Origin of the sequence: Antribacter soli (assembly GCF_021568775.1) — a bacterium.
GTDB classification, from domain to species: domain Bacteria; phylum Actinomycetota; class Actinomycetes; order Actinomycetales; family Cellulomonadaceae; genus Antribacter; species Antribacter soli.
Genome location: NZ_JAKGSG010000027.1, coordinates 1 through 14,770 on the forward strand (window position 1 = coordinate 1; position 14,770 = coordinate 14,770).

The 14,770-nt window shown below is 72.1% G+C and carries 13 protein-coding genes; 4 read left to right on the forward strand and 9 right to left on the reverse strand.

Features of this window, described 5'->3' with window-relative positions; genetic code table 11:
• The first annotated feature begins 148 nt into the window (after positions 1 to 148).
• From tal to pgl, 4 genes are all read left to right on the forward strand, one after another.
• Complete coding sequence (gene tal / locus L1785_RS09300) at positions 149 to 1,273, forward strand: transaldolase (RefSeq protein WP_236088978.1); 1,125 nt, start codon at positions 149 to 151, stop codon at positions 1,271 to 1,273.
• A gap of 36 nt (positions 1,274 to 1,309) precedes the next feature.
• Complete coding sequence (gene zwf, locus L1785_RS09305) at positions 1,310 to 2,851, forward strand: glucose-6-phosphate dehydrogenase (protein WP_236088979.1); 1,542 nt, start codon at positions 1,310 to 1,312, stop codon at positions 2,849 to 2,851.
• Between the two features lie 49 nt (positions 2,852 to 2,900).
• Positions 2,901 to 3,824, forward strand: coding sequence for a glucose-6-phosphate dehydrogenase assembly protein OpcA (gene opcA, locus L1785_RS09310; RefSeq protein WP_236088980.1), 924 nt, complete (start codon positions 2,901 to 2,903; stop codon positions 3,822 to 3,824).
• A 215-nt stretch (positions 3,825 to 4,039) separates the two neighbouring features.
• A complete protein-coding gene (pgl, locus tag L1785_RS09315) occupies positions 4,040 to 4,831 on the forward strand; it encodes a 6-phosphogluconolactonase (RefSeq protein WP_236088981.1) in 792 nt (263 codons plus the stop codon).
• An 89-nt stretch (positions 4,832 to 4,920) separates the two neighbouring features.
• Here pgl and L1785_RS09320 read toward each other — a convergent pair whose 3' ends face one another.
• The 9 genes from L1785_RS09320 to uvrC form a co-directional block, all read right to left on the reverse strand.
• Positions 4,921 to 5,280 carry an RNA polymerase-binding protein RbpA gene (locus tag L1785_RS09320; protein WP_236088982.1) on the reverse strand — a complete coding sequence of 120 codons (360 nt, stop codon included), beginning with the start codon at positions 5,278 to 5,280 and terminating at the stop codon, positions 4,921 to 4,923.
• A gap of 51 nt (positions 5,281 to 5,331) precedes the next feature.
• Positions 5,332 to 5,574, reverse strand: a complete 243-nt coding sequence (secG, locus tag L1785_RS09325; RefSeq protein WP_236088983.1) for a preprotein translocase subunit SecG — start codon at positions 5,572 to 5,574, stop codon at positions 5,332 to 5,334.
• Positions 5,575 to 5,898: 324 nt separating this feature from the next.
• The gene (gene tpiA, locus L1785_RS09330) at positions 5,899 to 6,693 is read right to left on the reverse strand and encodes a triose-phosphate isomerase (RefSeq protein ID WP_236088984.1); all 795 of its coding nucleotides are present in this window, start codon (positions 6,691 to 6,693) and stop codon (positions 5,899 to 5,901) included.
• Positions 6,694 to 6,809: 116 nt separating this feature from the next.
• Entirely contained in the window at positions 6,810 to 8,009 is a 1,200-nt protein-coding gene (locus tag L1785_RS09335; RefSeq protein WP_236088985.1) for a phosphoglycerate kinase, read from the reverse strand.
• Positions 8,010 to 8,117: 108 nt separating this feature from the next.
• Positions 8,118 to 9,122 (reverse strand): type I glyceraldehyde-3-phosphate dehydrogenase, encoded by a 1,005-nt coding sequence (gene gap, locus L1785_RS09340; protein ID WP_236088986.1) that lies wholly within the window; start codon positions 9,120 to 9,122, stop codon positions 8,118 to 8,120.
• Between the two features lie 216 nt (positions 9,123 to 9,338).
• Positions 9,339 to 10,319, reverse strand: coding sequence for a DNA-binding protein WhiA (gene whiA / locus L1785_RS09345; RefSeq protein ID WP_236088987.1), 981 nt, complete (start codon positions 10,317 to 10,319; stop codon positions 9,339 to 9,341).
• 387 nt (positions 10,320 to 10,706) lie between these two features.
• Entirely contained in the window at positions 10,707 to 11,693 is a 987-nt protein-coding gene (locus tag L1785_RS09350; protein WP_236088988.1) for a gluconeogenesis factor YvcK family protein, read from the reverse strand.
• An 11-nt stretch (positions 11,694 to 11,704) separates the two neighbouring features.
• On the reverse strand, positions 11,705 to 12,637 hold the full coding sequence (gene rapZ, locus L1785_RS09355; protein WP_236088989.1) for an RNase adapter RapZ: 933 nt from the start codon (positions 12,635 to 12,637) through the stop codon (positions 11,705 to 11,707).
• A gap of 20 nt (positions 12,638 to 12,657) precedes the next feature.
• Complete coding sequence (uvrC, locus tag L1785_RS09360) at positions 12,658 to 14,715, reverse strand: excinuclease ABC subunit UvrC (RefSeq protein ID WP_236088990.1); 2,058 nt, start codon at positions 14,713 to 14,715, stop codon at positions 12,658 to 12,660.
• Positions 14,716 to 14,770 lie beyond the last annotated feature (55 nt).

Sequence of the window (14,770 nt, forward strand, 5' to 3'; positions counted from 1 at the left end):
CCGGGCGCCCCCCCCCCCCCCTCCGCCGCGGGGGCGGGGCCCCCCGCCCCCCCCCCCCCCCGGCGGGCCCCCCGCGGGGGGGGGCCCCCCCGCTACATCTGGTCGAGATCCGGTGGACGCCACCGGTCGAGCACGAGAGAAGAGCATCATGACCGACAGCACCCCCCGCCCCACCGAGCGCCTCTCCGAGGCGGGCGTCTCCATCTGGCTCGACGACCTCTCCCGCGAGCGCCTGCGGAGCGGCAACCTCGCGGCGCTGATCGCCGAGAAGGACGTCGTGGGTGTCACCACCAACCCCACGATCTTCGCCGCGGCCCTCACGCACGGCGACGCCTACGCAGGCGCCCTGTCCGAGCTCGCCGGCACCGACGTGGAGGCCGCCGTGGAGCGGATCACCACGGACGACGTGCGCGCCGCGGCCGACGTGCTGCGCCCCGTCCACGACGCCACGAGCGCGGTCGACGGCCGCGTGTCCATCGAGGTGGACCCGCGCCTCGCGCGCGACACCGAGGCGACGGCCGCCACCGCGGTTCGCCTCTGGGAGACGGTCGGCCGCCCGAACGTCATGATCAAGATCCCCGCCACGGTCGAGGGCCTGCCCGCGATCACCCGCACGCTCGCCGCGGGCATCAGCGTGAACGTGACGCTCATCTTCTCGATCGACCGGTACAAGGCCGTCATGGACGCGTTCCTGTCCGGCCTGGAGCAGGCGAAGGAGGCCGGGCACGACCTCGCGCCGATCGGCTCCGTCGCGTCGTTCTTCGTCTCCCGCGTGGACTCCGAGGTGGACAAGCGCCTGACGGCGCTCGGCACCGACGAGGCCCTCGCGCTGCGCGGCCAGGCGGCCATCGCCAACGCCCGCCTCGCCTACGCGGCGTACGAAGACATCTTCTCCGCCGACAGCACCGCGCGCTGGGCCGCCCTGGCCGCCGCCGGCGCGCAGCCGCAGCGCCCGCTGTGGGCGTCCACCGGCGTGAAGAACCCGGAGTACCGGGACACCATGTACGTGGACGAGCTCGTCGTCCGGGGCGTGGTCAACACGATGCCCGAGGCCACGCTCGACGCGTTCGCGGACCACGGGATCGTCCTGGGCGACACCGTCACCGGCACCGCCGAGGCGGCCGCCGCGACGATCGCCGCCCTGGAGGCCGTGGGGGTCTCGATGGACGAAGTGACCGCGCAGCTCGAGGACGAGGGTGTGAACAAGTTCGAGGTGAGCTGGGACGAGCTGCTCACCACCACCAAGGCCGGCCTCGACGCGGCCGGCGAGTGACCGGCGTCTGACGACGACTGAGAGAACGGTGGACCTGTGAGACCGGCGAAGATCACTGCCGAGCACAACCCCCTGCGCGACCCGCTGGACCTGCGCCTGCCCCGCATCGCGGGGCCGTCGGGTCTGGTCATCTTCGGGGTGACGGGTGACCTGTCCCGCAAGAAGCTCATGCCGGCCGTGTACGACCTGGCCAACCGCGGCCTCCTGCCGCCCGGGTTCGCGCTGACGGGCTTCGCCCGCCGCGACTGGGCGGACCAGGACTTCGCGCAGGTCGTGCACGACGCGGTGAAGGAGCACGCCCGCACCCCGTTCCGGGAGGCCACCTGGCGCCAGCTCGCCGAGGGCATCCGGTTCGTGCAGGGCTCGTTCGACGACGAGGCGGCGTTCGAGACGCTGCGCGAGACGGTCGAGAAGCTCGACGCCGAGCGCGGGACGGGCGGCAACCACGCCTTCTACCTCTCGGTGCCGCCGGCGGCGTTCCCGCTGGTGGTCGGTCAGCTCGCGAAGTCGGGCCTGGCGCGCTCCGAGGCGGACGCCTGGCGCCGCGTGGTGATCGAGAAGCCGTTCGGCCACGACCTGGCGAGCGCGCGCGAGCTCGACGCCGTCGTGTCCGAGGTCTTCCCGCCCGAGTCGGTGTTCCGCATCGACCACTACCTGGGCAAGGAGACGGTCCAGAACCTCCTGGCCGTGCGCTTCGCGAACCAGCTCTTCGAGCCGCTGTGGAACGCGAACTACGTGGACCACGTCCAGATCACAATGGCCGAGGACATCGGCATCGGCGGTCGGGCCGGCTACTACGACGGCATCGGGGCGGCGCGCGACGTCATCCAGAACCACCTGCTGCAGCTCCTCGCCCTTGTGGCGATGGAGGAACCGCGCACCTTCGACGCGCCCGAGCTGCGGGCCGAGAAGATCAAGGTCCTGTCGTCGGTGCGCCTGCCCCGCGACCTCGCCAAGCACACGGCGCGCGGTCAGTACGCGGCGTCGTGGCAGGGCGGCGAGCGCGTCGTCGGGTTCCTCGAGGAGGAGGGGTTCAACCCCGAGTCCACCACCGAGACGTTCGCCGCCGTGCGCCTGGACATCGACAACCGCCGCTGGGCGGGGGTGCCCTTCTACCTGCGCACCGGCAAGCGCCTGGGCCGCCGCGTCACCGAGGTGGCCGTGGTCTTCAAGAAGGCGCCGCACCTTCCGTTCGAGTCGTCGCTGACGTCCGAGCTGGGCAACAACGCTCTCGTGATCCGCGTGCAGCCGGACGAGGGCGTGACGCTCCGCTTCGGCGCGAAGGTCCCCGGCACGGCCATGCAGGTGCGCGACGTGACGATGGACTTCGGCTACGGCCACTCGTTCACCGAGTCGTCGCCCGAGGCCTACGAGCGCCTGATCCTCGACGTGCTCCTCGGCGACCCGCCGCTGTTCCCGACCCGGGAGGAGGTCGAGCTCTCCTGGGAGATCCTCGACCCGATCACGGCGTTCTGGGCCAAGCAGGGTCAGCCGGAGCCGTACGCGTCCGGCACCTGGGGACCGCCGTCGGCCGACGCGATGATGGCCCGCGACGGCCGGACCTGGCGTCGGCCGTGAGGCCCCGAGGCTCGTCCCGCGACACGGACCGAATCGAGAGAGACTTCCGATGATCATCGACATGCCGGACACCACGACCAACGCCGTGAACAAGCGGCTGGTGCGCCTGCGCGACGAGGGCGGCGCCGTCGCCCTGGGCCGCGTCCTGACGCTGGTGGTCCTCTGCGACGAGCGCGACGTCGAGACCGCCGTCGAGGCGGCGAACGACGCCAGCCGCGAGCACCCCTGCCGGGTGATCGTCGTGGCCCCGGCGGGCGCCGACGCGGAGGCGCGCCTCGACGCCCAGATCCGCGTGGGCGGCGACGCCGGCGCGTCCGAGGTGATCGTGCTGCGCGCCTCCGGCCCGCTCCTGGTGCGCACCGACACGCTCGTCATGCCGCTGCTCCTGCCGGACGCCCCGATCGTGGTCTGGTGGCCGCGCGAGGCGCCCGACGCGCCCTCGAAGGACCCGGTGGGTGCTATGGCGACCCGCCGGATCACGGACTCGAAGGTCGCCCAGGACCCGGTCAAGATGCTCCGCACGCTGGGTGGCACGTACGCGCCGGGCGACACCGACCTCGCCTGGGCGCGCGACACGCTGTGGCGGGCACTCCTCGCGGCCGCCGTCGAGCAGCCGCCGTACGAGCCGGTCACCGCCGTGCGCGTCGAGGGCGAGGCCGGGCACACGTCGCTCGACCTCCTCGCCGCGTGGCTCACCGCGCGCCTGCGCTGCCCCGCGAAGGTCGTGCGGGTACCGGGCGCGGAAGCCATCACCAAGGTCGTGCTCGAGCGCAAGAGCGGCCCCATCGTGCTCGACCGGCCCGACGGCCGCATCGTCACGATCTCGCAGCCCGGCAAGCCTGACCGCCGCATCGCCCTGCCGATCCGCTCCCTCAGCGAGGCATTGGTCGAGGAGCTGCGCCGGCTCGACCCGGACGAGATCTACGAGGAGGTCCTGGTCAAGGGCCTGCCGCAGGTGGAGTCGGTCGCGTGACCCGCGACGAACGAGCGCAGCGCAGCGGAGGCGCGGCGTGACCCGCGACGAACGCGTAGCGCAGCGAAGGTCGAGGGCCGAGCTTGCGAGGCACTCGGCCGCAGCGGAGCGCAGCGGAGGCGCGGCGTGACCCGCGACGAACGCGTAGCGCAGCGAAGGTCGAGGGCCGAGCTTGCGAGGCACTCGGCCGCAGCGGAGCGCAGCGGAGGCGCGGCGTGACCCGCCAGGTCGTCGTGCACCCGGACGCGGTCGTCCTCGCCGAGGCGACCGCGGCCCGGCTCCTGCTGCGGGTCCTCGACGTACAGTCGGTCCGCTCCCCCGTGCACGTGGTGCTCACCGGTGGCACGGTCGGGATCCGCACGCTCGCCGCAGCGGCCGCCAGCCCGCTGCTCACCGCGGTCGACTGGTCGGGCGTGCACCTGTGGTGGGGCGACGAGCGATTCCTCCCGGACGGCGACCCCGACCGCAACGAGACGCAGGCCCGTGCGGCGCTCGTCGACGCGCTCGTCGCCTCGCACGGGCTGCCGGAGGAGAACGTGCACGCGATCGCGGGTCCGTCGTCGGCTCCCTCGCCCGAGGCGGCGGCCGAGGCCTACGCGGCCGAGCTGGCCGGCTTCGCCACGGCGCCTGACGCCACGGTGGCCGACGCCGGGAGGGCGGCCGTCGGCTCGCCCGTGCTCGTGCCCGCCTTCGACGTCCTGCTGCTCGGCATGGGGCCGGACGGCCACGTCGCGTCCTTGTTCCCGGGTCACGACGCCCTGGAGGCGGCCGGCGCGACAGTGGGTGTTCACGGCTCCCCCAAGCCGCCGCCCGAGCGTGTGTCGCTCACGTTCGGCGCGCTGCGGGCTGCCCGCGAGGTGTGGGTCGTCGCCGCAGGCTCGGAGAAGGCCGCCCAGGCAGCGGCAGCGATCGCGGGCGGCGACGTCACGGACGTCCCGGCCGCGGGCGCCGTCGGGACCGAGCGCACGCTGTGGCTGCTGGACACGAGCGCCGCCGCGCCGAGGTAGAACCTGCCGGATGTAGAACGAGACGCGGGAGGCTCCGGGCGATCTGCCCGGAGCCTCCCGCGTCTTGTTCTACTTCGGCTGCGCCACGGCTAGCGCGGCACGCCTCCGCGACGCACCCGCAAGGCCTCCAGCGCTTCCTCCAGGAGAGCCGCGCCGTCCGCGTCCGATCGCCGCTCCTTCACGTACGCCAGGTGCGTCTTGTACGGCTCGTTGCGCACCGGGGAGGGCGGACGTGCCCGGTCCTGGCCGGCGGGGAAGCCGCAGCGTGGGCAGTCCCACTGCTCCGGTGCCTCGACGTCCTCGCCCACCGAGAAGCTCGGTGCAGTCTCGTGCCCGTTGGCGCACCAGTAGGAGACCCGCACGCGAGGGGCTGCCTCGCCACGCTCCGTCTCCCCGAGAGGGCCGGCGCCTACCCGGCTCCCTCGAATCGCATGACCGCCTGATGCCACGTTCCTCGTCCCCTCCGTGAGGTCTGGCCCCTGAGCAGCGCCGGTCCGGCGTCAGCTCACCTTCTGGATCAGCCCGAGCAGCACGATCACCACCGTCCAGACGAGCGCGAAGGCGATCGTGATGCGGTTCAGGTTTCGCTCGGCCACGCCGGACGAGCCGGCGCCCATCGAGATGCCGCCACCGAACATGTCGGACAGGCCGCCACCCTTGCCCTTGTGGAGCAGGATGAGCAGGGTCAGGAAGCCGCTGGTCAGCACCAGCAGGACCTGCAGGATGATGCGGAGCGCGTCCACGGTTCACGTCCTCGGTGTAGATGTGCCGGAGGTCACTCCGGCGGCGGATCGGGTCAAGAGTAGGCGAGAGATGCCGCAGCGGGCGAAACCCCAGGTAGGAGCCTCGCCCGCTGCGGTTCGACGCCTCAGAGAGGGTACCTCAGGCGCGTTGCCGCACGGTCGTGCGAGACCGGCGCTCCGCTCCGGGCGAGCGCCTCGCAAGCTCGGCCCTCACCCTGCGCAGCGCTCTGGTCTCACGCCAGGTCTTCGTTCGCGTGAGACCGGCGCTCCGCTCCGGGCGAGTGCCTCGCAAGCTCGGCCCTCACCCTGCGCAGCGCTCTGGTCTCACGCGACGACGTGAGCCTGGTATCGCACGATCCTCGCGAACTCCTCGGGGTCGAGGCTCGCGCCGCCCACGAGGGCGCCGTCGACGTCGGGCTGCGCCATGATCGACGCCACGTTGCCCGACTTCACGGAGCCGCCGTACAGCACGCGCACCGCGGCCGCGACGGACTCGTCGTACAGCTCGGCCAGCTTGCCGCGGATCGCCCCGCAGACCTCCTGGGCGTCCTCCGGCGTCGCGACCTCGCCCGTGCCGATGGCCCACACGGGCTCGTAGGCGATGACGATCTTCGCGACCTGCTCGGCCGTCACCCCGGCCAGCGCGGCCTCGACCTGCGCCAGCGAGTAGGCGACCTGGTCGCCCGCCTTGCGGACGTCCAGGCCCTCGCCGACGCACAAGATCGGCACGACGCCCTGCGCGAACGCGGCCTGGACCTTCTCGTTGACCAGCGTGTCGGACTCGCCGTGGTACTCACGGCGCTCCGAGTGGCCGATCGTCACGTAGGTGACGCCGAGCTTGGCGAGCATCTGCGCGGAGATCTCCCCCGTGTACGCGCCGCTCGCGTGCTTCGACACGTCCTGCGCGCCGTACTCGATCTCCAGCTTGTCCGCGTCCACGAGGGTCTGCACCGAGCGCAGGTCCGTGAACGGCGGGAGCACGGCCACCTCGACGGCGGCGTAGTCGTGCTTGGCGTCCTTCAGGGTCCAGGCCAGCTTCTGGACCGTGCTGATCGCCTGCTGGTGGTCCAGGTTCATCTTCCAGTTGCCCGCCATCAGGGGCGTGCGGGTCGTTGCCATGAGTTCCTCTCAGTCAGCCGGGTCGTCAGTCGATGACTCTGCTCCGACTGAGCCCGGCGTTTCGCTGCGGGCGGGTGCCTCGTTCCTCGGCCCCCACCCTGCACTGCACTCTGGGCTCAGTCGGTGAGGACGGCGATGCCCGGCAGCTCCTTGCCCTCGAGCAGCTCGAGGCTCGCGCCGCCGCCCGTGGAGATGTGGCTGAATGCGGCCTCGTCGAAGCCGAGGAGGCGCACAGCGGCGGCGGAGTCGCCGCCGCCGACGATCGAGAACGCGCCCGCCGAGGTCGCGTCGATGATGCCCTGCGCCACGGTCTTCGTGCCGGCGGCGAACGCCTCGAACTCGAACACGCCCATGGGGCCGTTCCAGGCGATGGTGCGGGCGTCGGCGAGCTTGCTCGCGAACAGGGCGCCGGACTCGGGGCCGATGTCGAGGCCCATCGTGCCGTCCGGGATCGAGTCCGCGGGGACGGTCTGGTGGGGGGCGTCGGCGGCGAAGGAGTCGGCGGCGACGATGTCGACCGGCAGGACGATCTCGACGCCGTTCGCGGCGGCCGTCTCCAGGTAGCCGCGGACGGTGTCCACCTGGTCCTCCTCGAGCAGCGAGGAGCCCACCGGGTGGCCCTGGGCCTTGAGGAAGGTGAAGAGCATGCCGCCGCCGATGAGCAGGCGGTCGGCCTTCGTCAGCAGGTTCGCGATGACGCCGAGCTTGTCGGAGACCTTCGAGCCACCCAGCACGACGGCGTAGGGGCGCTCCGGGTCCACCGTCGCGCGCGACAGGGACTCGACCTCCTTGAGCACGAGGTCGCCCGCCGCGGACGGCAGGATCTTCGCGACGTCGTACACCGAGGCCTGCTTACGGTGCACGACGCCGAAGCCGTCGGACACGAACGCGTCCGCCAGGGCGGCGAGCTCGGCAGCGAGCTCCTCCCGCTCGGCGTCGACCTTCGAGGTCTCGCGGGCGTCGAACCGCACGTTCTCCAGGAGGGCGACCTGGCCGTCCTCGAGGCCGGCGACCGTCTTCTGTGCGGACGGGCCGACGACGTCCTCCGCGAGGGCCACGTCGTGGCCGAGCAGCTCGCCCAGGCGGGCCGCGACGGGCGCGAGCGAGTACTTCGCGTCCGGCTCGCCCTTGGGGCGGCCGAGGTGGGCCGTGACGACGACGCGGGCGCCGGCGTCGGTCAGCCGCGTCAGCGTCGGCAGGGCGGCGCGGATGCGGCCGTCGTCTGTGATCGTCGTCCCGTCGAGCGGGACGTTGAAGTCGGAGCGGACGAGCACGCGCTTGCCGCGCAGGTCGCCGAGCGAGTCGATGGTCTTCATGGCTACTCCGGAGGGCGGTCAGGACACGGGAACGTCCGCGTGCGCACCGTGCCCGGCTGGGGGACGGCGGTGCGCACGCGGACGCATGGCTGTGCGGCTAGGAGCTCGTCAGAGCTTCTCGCCGACGAAGACCGTCAGCGCGACGAGGCTGTTCGAGTAGCCCCACTCGTTGTCGTACCAGGAGATGACCTTGACCTGGTTGCCGATCACCTTGGTGAGGCGCGAGTCGAAGATGCTCTGGTGCGGGTTCGTGACGATGTCCGAGGACACGATCTCGTCGTCCACGTACTCGAGGACACCCTTGAGCACGCCCTCGGAGGCAGCCTTGATCGCTGCGTTGACCTCGTCGACCGTCACCTCGCGCGAAGCCTCGAACGTGAGGTCCGTGGCGGAGCCGGTGATGACCGGGACGCGCAGCGCGAAGCCGTCCAGCTTGCCCTTGAGCTCGGGCAGCACCAGCGACACGGCCTTGGCGGCACCCGTCGAGGTGGGGACGATGTTCAGCGCGGCAGCACGGGCGCGACGCAGGTCCCCGTGCGGCCCGTCCTGCAGGTTCTGGTCGCCGGTGTAGGCGTGGATCGTCGTCATGAGGCCACGCTCGATGCCGATCGAGTCGTTCAGCGCCTTCGCCAGCGGGGCGAGGCAGTTCGTGGTGCACGACGCGTTCGAGATGATGTTGTGCGCGGCCGGGTCGTACTGCTCGTTGTTGACGCCCATCACGAAGGTGGCGTCCTCGTTCTTCGCCGGAGCGGAGATGATGACCTTCTTGGCGCCGGCCTCGATGTGGGCCTTCGCCTTCGACGCGTCCGTGAAGAAGCCGGTCGACTCGATGACGATGTCCGCACCCAGCTCGCCCCAAGGGAGGTTCGCGGGGTCGCGCTCCGCCAGGGCGCGGATCTTCTTGCCGTCCACGACGATGTTCTCGTCGTCGTAGTCGACGGTCAGCGGGAAGCGGCCCAGGACGGTGTCGTACTTCAGCAGGTGCGCCAGCGTCTTGTTGTCCGTCAGGTCGTTCACGCCGACGACCTCGATGTCCGCACCCGACTCCACGATGGCGCGGTAGAAGTTCCGTCCGATTCGGCCGAAGCCGTTGATACCGACGCGGATGGTCACAATGCCCTCCTCAGGGCGCGCCGGTCACCCGACGCACACGGTTCGTTTCCTGGCCTGCGGCGCGCGGGGCACCGCCGTCTCGATGATCCGCTCAGTGGACCTCGACGGCGACCCAGGTGGGAAACGTGGAGGTCACACCGTCGTCACCTGACGATTACGAGCCTATACCCGGATCCGCCCGGAACCTGACCGCAGACCGACCATCGGGCAGGTGTCTCACAGGTCGAGCAGATCAGGACTCAAACCGGCCTCTGTATCGGGAATTCCAAGCTCCGCCGCCCGCTTGTCCGCGGTCGACAGCAGGCGCCGGATGCGGCCCGCGACGGCGTCCTTGGACAGCTGCGGGTCCGCCAGGCGGCCCAGCTCCTCGAGCGACGCCTGCTTGTGCGCGAGGCGGAGCTCGCCCGCCTGCCGCAGGTGGTCCGGCAGCTCCTCGCCGAGGATCTCGAACGCCCGCTGCACACGTGCGCCGGCCGCGACGGCGGCGCGGGCCGAGCGGCGCAGGTTCGCGTCGTCGAAGTTCGCGAGACGGTTCGCCGTGCCGCGGACCTCGCGCCGGGCCCGGCGCTCCTCCCAGACCGCCAGCGTCTCCGTCGCGCCGATCCGCTGGAGCATCGTGGCGATCGAGTCGCCGTCGCGGATCACGACGCGGTCCACGCCGCGGACCTCCCGCGACTTCGCCGGGACTCCCAGGCGGCGGGCCGCCCCGACGAGCGCGAGGGCCGCCTCCGGGCCCGGGCTCGTGACCTCGAGCGCCATGGAGCGGCCGGGCTCCGTGAGCGAGCCGTGCGCCAGGAAGGCGCCCCGCCAGACGGCCTCAGCCTCCGGGACGCCGGCCGAGACCACCTCGGGCGCCAGGCCACGGACCGGACGGCCGCGCGCGTCGAGCAGGCCGGTCTGGCGCGCCAGCGACTCGCCCTCGCGCACCACGCGGACCACGTACCGGCTCGTCTTGCGCAGGCCGCCGGCCTGCACCACGATCAGCTCGCTCGTGTGCCCGTACAGATCGTGGATCGCGTGCCGCAGCCGCGCGGCGGCGGACTCGGTGTCGAGCTCCGCCTCGATGACCACGCGTCCGGAGATGATGTGCAGGCCGCCGGAGAACCGCAGCGTGGCCGAGACCTCTGCCTTGCGGCACGAGGTCCGGGCCACCTTCACCCGTGCGAGCTCCTCCTTGACCTGTCCCGTGAGCGCCATGCGGTCATCCTGCCACCAACACAAGGGGTACGACGGGGTGGAATCGCGGAACACAGGGGGAAATGTCCCGGCGTGTCGGTCGCGACACGCCATGATGGCTCCAGGCACGGCCCGGGATGTCCACCGCGCGACACGCCGGGGCGGTCTGGATGACTCCGTATCTCCTGCTCAGACGATGCCCACGGACGTCCGAGCCTGCGGTCCAGACATCGCTTTCTCACGTCTGAACCTGCGGTTCCGCTCCGGGCGGGATCCTTGCTCCGCTGCGGACCCACCCTGCACTGCACCTCCGGCTCAGACGTCGCTCTCTCACGTCTGAACCTGCGGTTCCGCTCCGGGCGGGATCCGCAGCTCCGCTGCGGACCCACCCTGCACTGCACCTCCGGCTCAGACGTCGCCCAGCACGCCGTCGAACACGTCCCGGTACGCCGCTGCCAGCCGCAGCGCGTCGTGCCGGGCGGTCCCGTCGCCGCGCCGCACCTGCCGCATCAGCAGCCGCGCGCCCATCGACGCCGCGGCGTCGGCCAGCCCCGCCACATCCTCGACGGCGGACGGGTCGGCGAGCACGGCGTCCACCCGCAGCCCGGGCGCGTGCTTGTGCAGCGCCTCCAGGTGGTCGATCGCCGTCAGGCCCGCCGTCTCCCCCGTGTCCGCCGACAGGTTCAGCGTGACGCAGCGCCGCGCCGTGGTCGCGTGCAGCGCGTGGGCCAGCTCGGGCACGAGCAGGTGCACCAGCACCGACGAGTACCAGGACCCGGGGCCAAGGACCACCCAGTCCGCGTCGAGCACCGCCTGCACCGCTTCGTCGCACGCCGGCGGGTCCGCCGGGACCAGCCGGAGCTGCTCGATACGGCCGTCCGTCAGGGCCACCCGGCTCTGCCCCACGATCGTCTCCAGCGGCGCTTCGTGCGGCCCCCGGCGCACGTCCGCCTCGACGACCAGCGGCACCGACGACATGGGCAGCACACGCCCGCGCGCGCCCAGCAGCCGGCCCACCCAGTCCAGGCCCTCCACCGTGTCGCCCAGGAGCTCCCACAGCGCCACGATGAGCAGGTTGCCCATCGCGTGGTGGTCCAGGTCGCCCGACGACGAGAACCGGTGCTGCAGCAGCGCGCTCCAGGTGCGACCCCACTCCGAGTCGTCACACAGCGCCGCGAGCGCCATCCGCAGGTCGCCCGGCGGCAGGACGTCGAGCTCGTCGCGCAGCCGCCCGGACGAACCGCCGTCGTCGGCCACCGTCACGACCGCCGTCAGGCGGTCAGACATCAGGCGCAGCGCCGACAGGCTCGCGGAGAGGCCGTGCCCCCCGCCGAGCGCGACCACCGCAGGGTTCCTGCTCCACTCCGGGCGCGCACCCGGCGTGTGAGGCGTCACGCGATCCCCTCTCACTCGCGGCCCAGGTCGCGGGCCGTCACCGTCACCCGGTGGCCCGCGGCGCGGAGCCGCTCGGCCACGGTGTCCGCCATCGCGACCGACCGGTGCTTGCCACCGGTGCAGCCCACGGCGATCGTGACGTACCGCTTCTCCTCGTCGGCGTAGCCGGCCAGGACCGGCTCCAGCGCGGCGACGTAGCGGTCCGCGAACTCGATGGCGCCCGGTCTGGCGAGCACGTAGTCGCGCACCGGGGCGTCGCGCCCGGTCAGGTGCCGCAGCTCCGTGATCCAGTACGGGTTGGCCAGGAACCGTACGTCCACCACGTGGTCGGCGTCCAGGGGCAGCCCGTACTTGAAGCCGAAGGACACGATGTTGATGCGCAGGGCGTCGTGGTTGTCGTGGGCCAGCGCACCGCGGATCTTCCTGGCCAGGTCGTGCACCGACAGGTCGGACGTGTCGATCACGATGTCCGCCCGCTCGGCGAGGCTCTTCGTCAGGACGCGCTCCGCCGCGATCCCGTCGAGGATGCGGCCCTCGCCCTGCAGCGGGTGGGGGCGCCGCACCTGCTCGAAGCGCCGCACCAGGGCCTCGTCGCTCGCGTCGAGGTAGAGGATCCGGTAGTACACCCCGGCGTCGGACATGTGCGCCAGCACCTTGTCCAGCTCCGCGAAGAACTGGCGACCGCGCACGTCGACGACCGCCGCGATGCGCTCGACCGACGAGCCCTTCGTCATGAGGTCGACGAGCGGCACGAGCATCATCGGCGGGAGGTTGTCCACGACGTACCAGTCGAGGTCCTCGACGACCGCTGCGGCCCGCGAGCGCCCGGCTCCGGACATGCCGGTGATGATCAGCACCTCGGGTTCGGTGCGCTCGGGCGCGGAAGTGCTCGCCTCGATCGCGGCGATCCCCGTCGGCGCGGTGATGGGGGACGGCTCGGTCATGTTCCCAGCATGCCAGGCGGTCATGCCCGCTCCGGTTCCGACGCGGGCGACACGCCATCGCCGAGCCCTTCGCCGCCGTCCCTTGCGCCGCCGATCCCTTCGCCGACGGGAAGGGCCACGGCTGTGGCCGCCGCGCCCGCCGGTCCGCCCGAGCCCAGCGCCGCAAGCACGGCCAGGGCCGTCTTCTCGCCCATGCCCCGCACGCTCGCGATCTCCTCGACGCTCGCCGCCCGCAGGCGCTTGAGGGAGCCGAAGTGCGTCAGGAGCAGCTTCTTGCGCGCCGGCCCCAGGCCGGGAACGTCGTCGAGCGCCGACGCCGTCATGCCCTTGCTGCGCCGCTTGCGGTGCTGGGTGATGGCGAAGCGGTGCGCCTCGTCGCGGACGCGCTGCAGCAGGTACAGGCCCTCCGACGACCGCTGCAGGATCACCGGGTACTCCTCGCGCGGGACCCACACCTCCTCGAGGCGCTTGGCCAGGCCGCACAGCGCGACGTCCGTGATCCCGAGCTCGTCGAGCGCCTTCTGCGCGGCGGCGACCTGGGGCGGTCCGCCGTCGACCACCACGAGGTTCGGCGGGTATGCGAACCGCTTGCGCTCCTCGGGCGTGGCCGCGTCGGCCGGGACCTCGCCCGACTCCATCTCCACCTCGCCCGAGGCCAGCCGGTCGGTCAGGTACCGGCGGAACCGGCGGGTGATGACCTCGTGCATCGCGGCCGTGTCGTCCCGGGCGCCGTCGCCCTCGGGCCCGCGGACGCTGAACGACCGGTACTCGCTCTTGCGGGGCAGGCCGTCCTCGAACACGACCATCGATGCGGACTGGTAGGTGCCCTGGGTGTGCGACACGTCGTAGCACTCGATGCGCAGGGGCGCGGTCTCGAGGTCGAGCGCCTCCTGGATCTCGCGCAGCGCCTGGCTGCGCGTCGTCAGGTCCCCGGCCCGGCGGGTGCGGTGCAGCGCCAGGGCGTGCTCGGCGTTCTTCCTCACCGTCTCGGCCAGCTCGCGCTTGTCCCCCCGCTGCGGCACCCGCACGTCGACGCGCGCGCCGCGCAGCCCGGTCAGCCACGTGACGACCTGCGGCTGGTCGGGCGGCAGCACAGGCACGAGGACCTCGCGCGGCACCGCCTCCCGCGCCGCCGACTCCTCGACCTGGCCGTAGACCTCCTGCAGCAGGTGCTCGACGAGCTCGGCGTCGGTGACGTCCTCGACCTTCTCCACGATCCAGCCCCGCTGGCCGCGGATGCGGCCGCCGCGCACGTGGAAGACCTGCACCGCGGCCTCGAGGTCGTCGCCCACCAGCGAGAACACGTCCGCGTCCGTGCCGTCCCCCAGCACCACCGCGTTCTTCTCCGTGGCGCGCCGCAACGCCTGGATGTCGTCCCGCAGGCGCGCGGCCTGCTCGTACTCCATCTCCGCGGCGGCCTCCTGCATGCGCCGCGTGAGCCGCTTCTCGAACCGGGCCGTGTCGCCCGCCATGAAGTCACAGAAGTCGAGCGCGAGCTGGCGGTGGTCCTCGATGCTGATGCGCCCGACGCACGGCGCCGAGCACTTGTCGATGTAGCCCAGCAGGCACGGCCGGCCGGTCTGGTGGGCGCGCTTGTAGACACCCGCCGAGCACGTCCGGATCGGGAAGACCCGCAGCAGCAGGTCGAGGGTCTCGCGGATCGCCCACGCGTGACCGTACGGGCCGAAGTATCGCGTGCCGGGCCGCTTCGCCCCGCGCATCACCTGGGCGCGCGGGACCAGCTCCCCCATCGTCACGGCGAGGTACGGGTACGACTTGTCGTCCCGGTACTTCACGTTGAACCGCGGGTCGAACTCCTTGATCCACGAGTACTCGAGGGTGAGCGCCTCGACCTCCGTGCCGACGACGGTCCACTCCACCGAGGCCGCCGTCGTCACCATCCGGCGCGTGCGATCGTGCAGGTTCGCGACGTCCTGGAAGTAGTTCGACAGGCGCTGGCGCAGGTTCTTCGCCTTGCCGACGTAGATGACGCGGCCGTGCTCGTCGCGGAACCGGTAGACGCCGGGCGACGTGGGGATCTCCCCGGGGGCGGGGCGGTAGGTGGCGGGATCGGCCATGCACACGACCCTATTTCAGGTCACTGACGTTGCGGACCCCGCCGGGAGGCTCGGC

Coding starts and splice junctions, on each gene's coding strand:
- tal (WP_236088978.1), top strand. CDS start 149: ATGACCGACAGCACCCCCCGCCCCACCGAGCGCCTCTCCGAGGCGGGC.
- uvrC (WP_236088990.1), bottom strand. CDS start 14,715: ATGGCCGATCCCGCCACCTACCGCCCCGCCCCCGGGGAGATCCCCACG.
- tpiA (WP_236088984.1), bottom strand. CDS start 6,693: ATGGCAACGACCCGCACGCCCCTGATGGCGGGCAACTGGAAGATGAAC.
- whiA (WP_236088987.1), bottom strand. CDS start 10,319: ATGGCGCTCACGGGACAGGTCAAGGAGGAGCTCGCACGGGTGAAGGTG.
- opcA (WP_236088980.1), top strand. CDS start 2,901: ATGATCATCGACATGCCGGACACCACGACCAACGCCGTGAACAAGCGG.
- L1785_RS09335 (WP_236088985.1), bottom strand. CDS start 8,009: ATGAAGACCATCGACTCGCTCGGCGACCTGCGCGGCAAGCGCGTGCTC.
- rapZ (WP_236088989.1), bottom strand. CDS start 12,637: ATGACCGAGCCGTCCCCCATCACCGCGCCGACGGGGATCGCCGCGATC.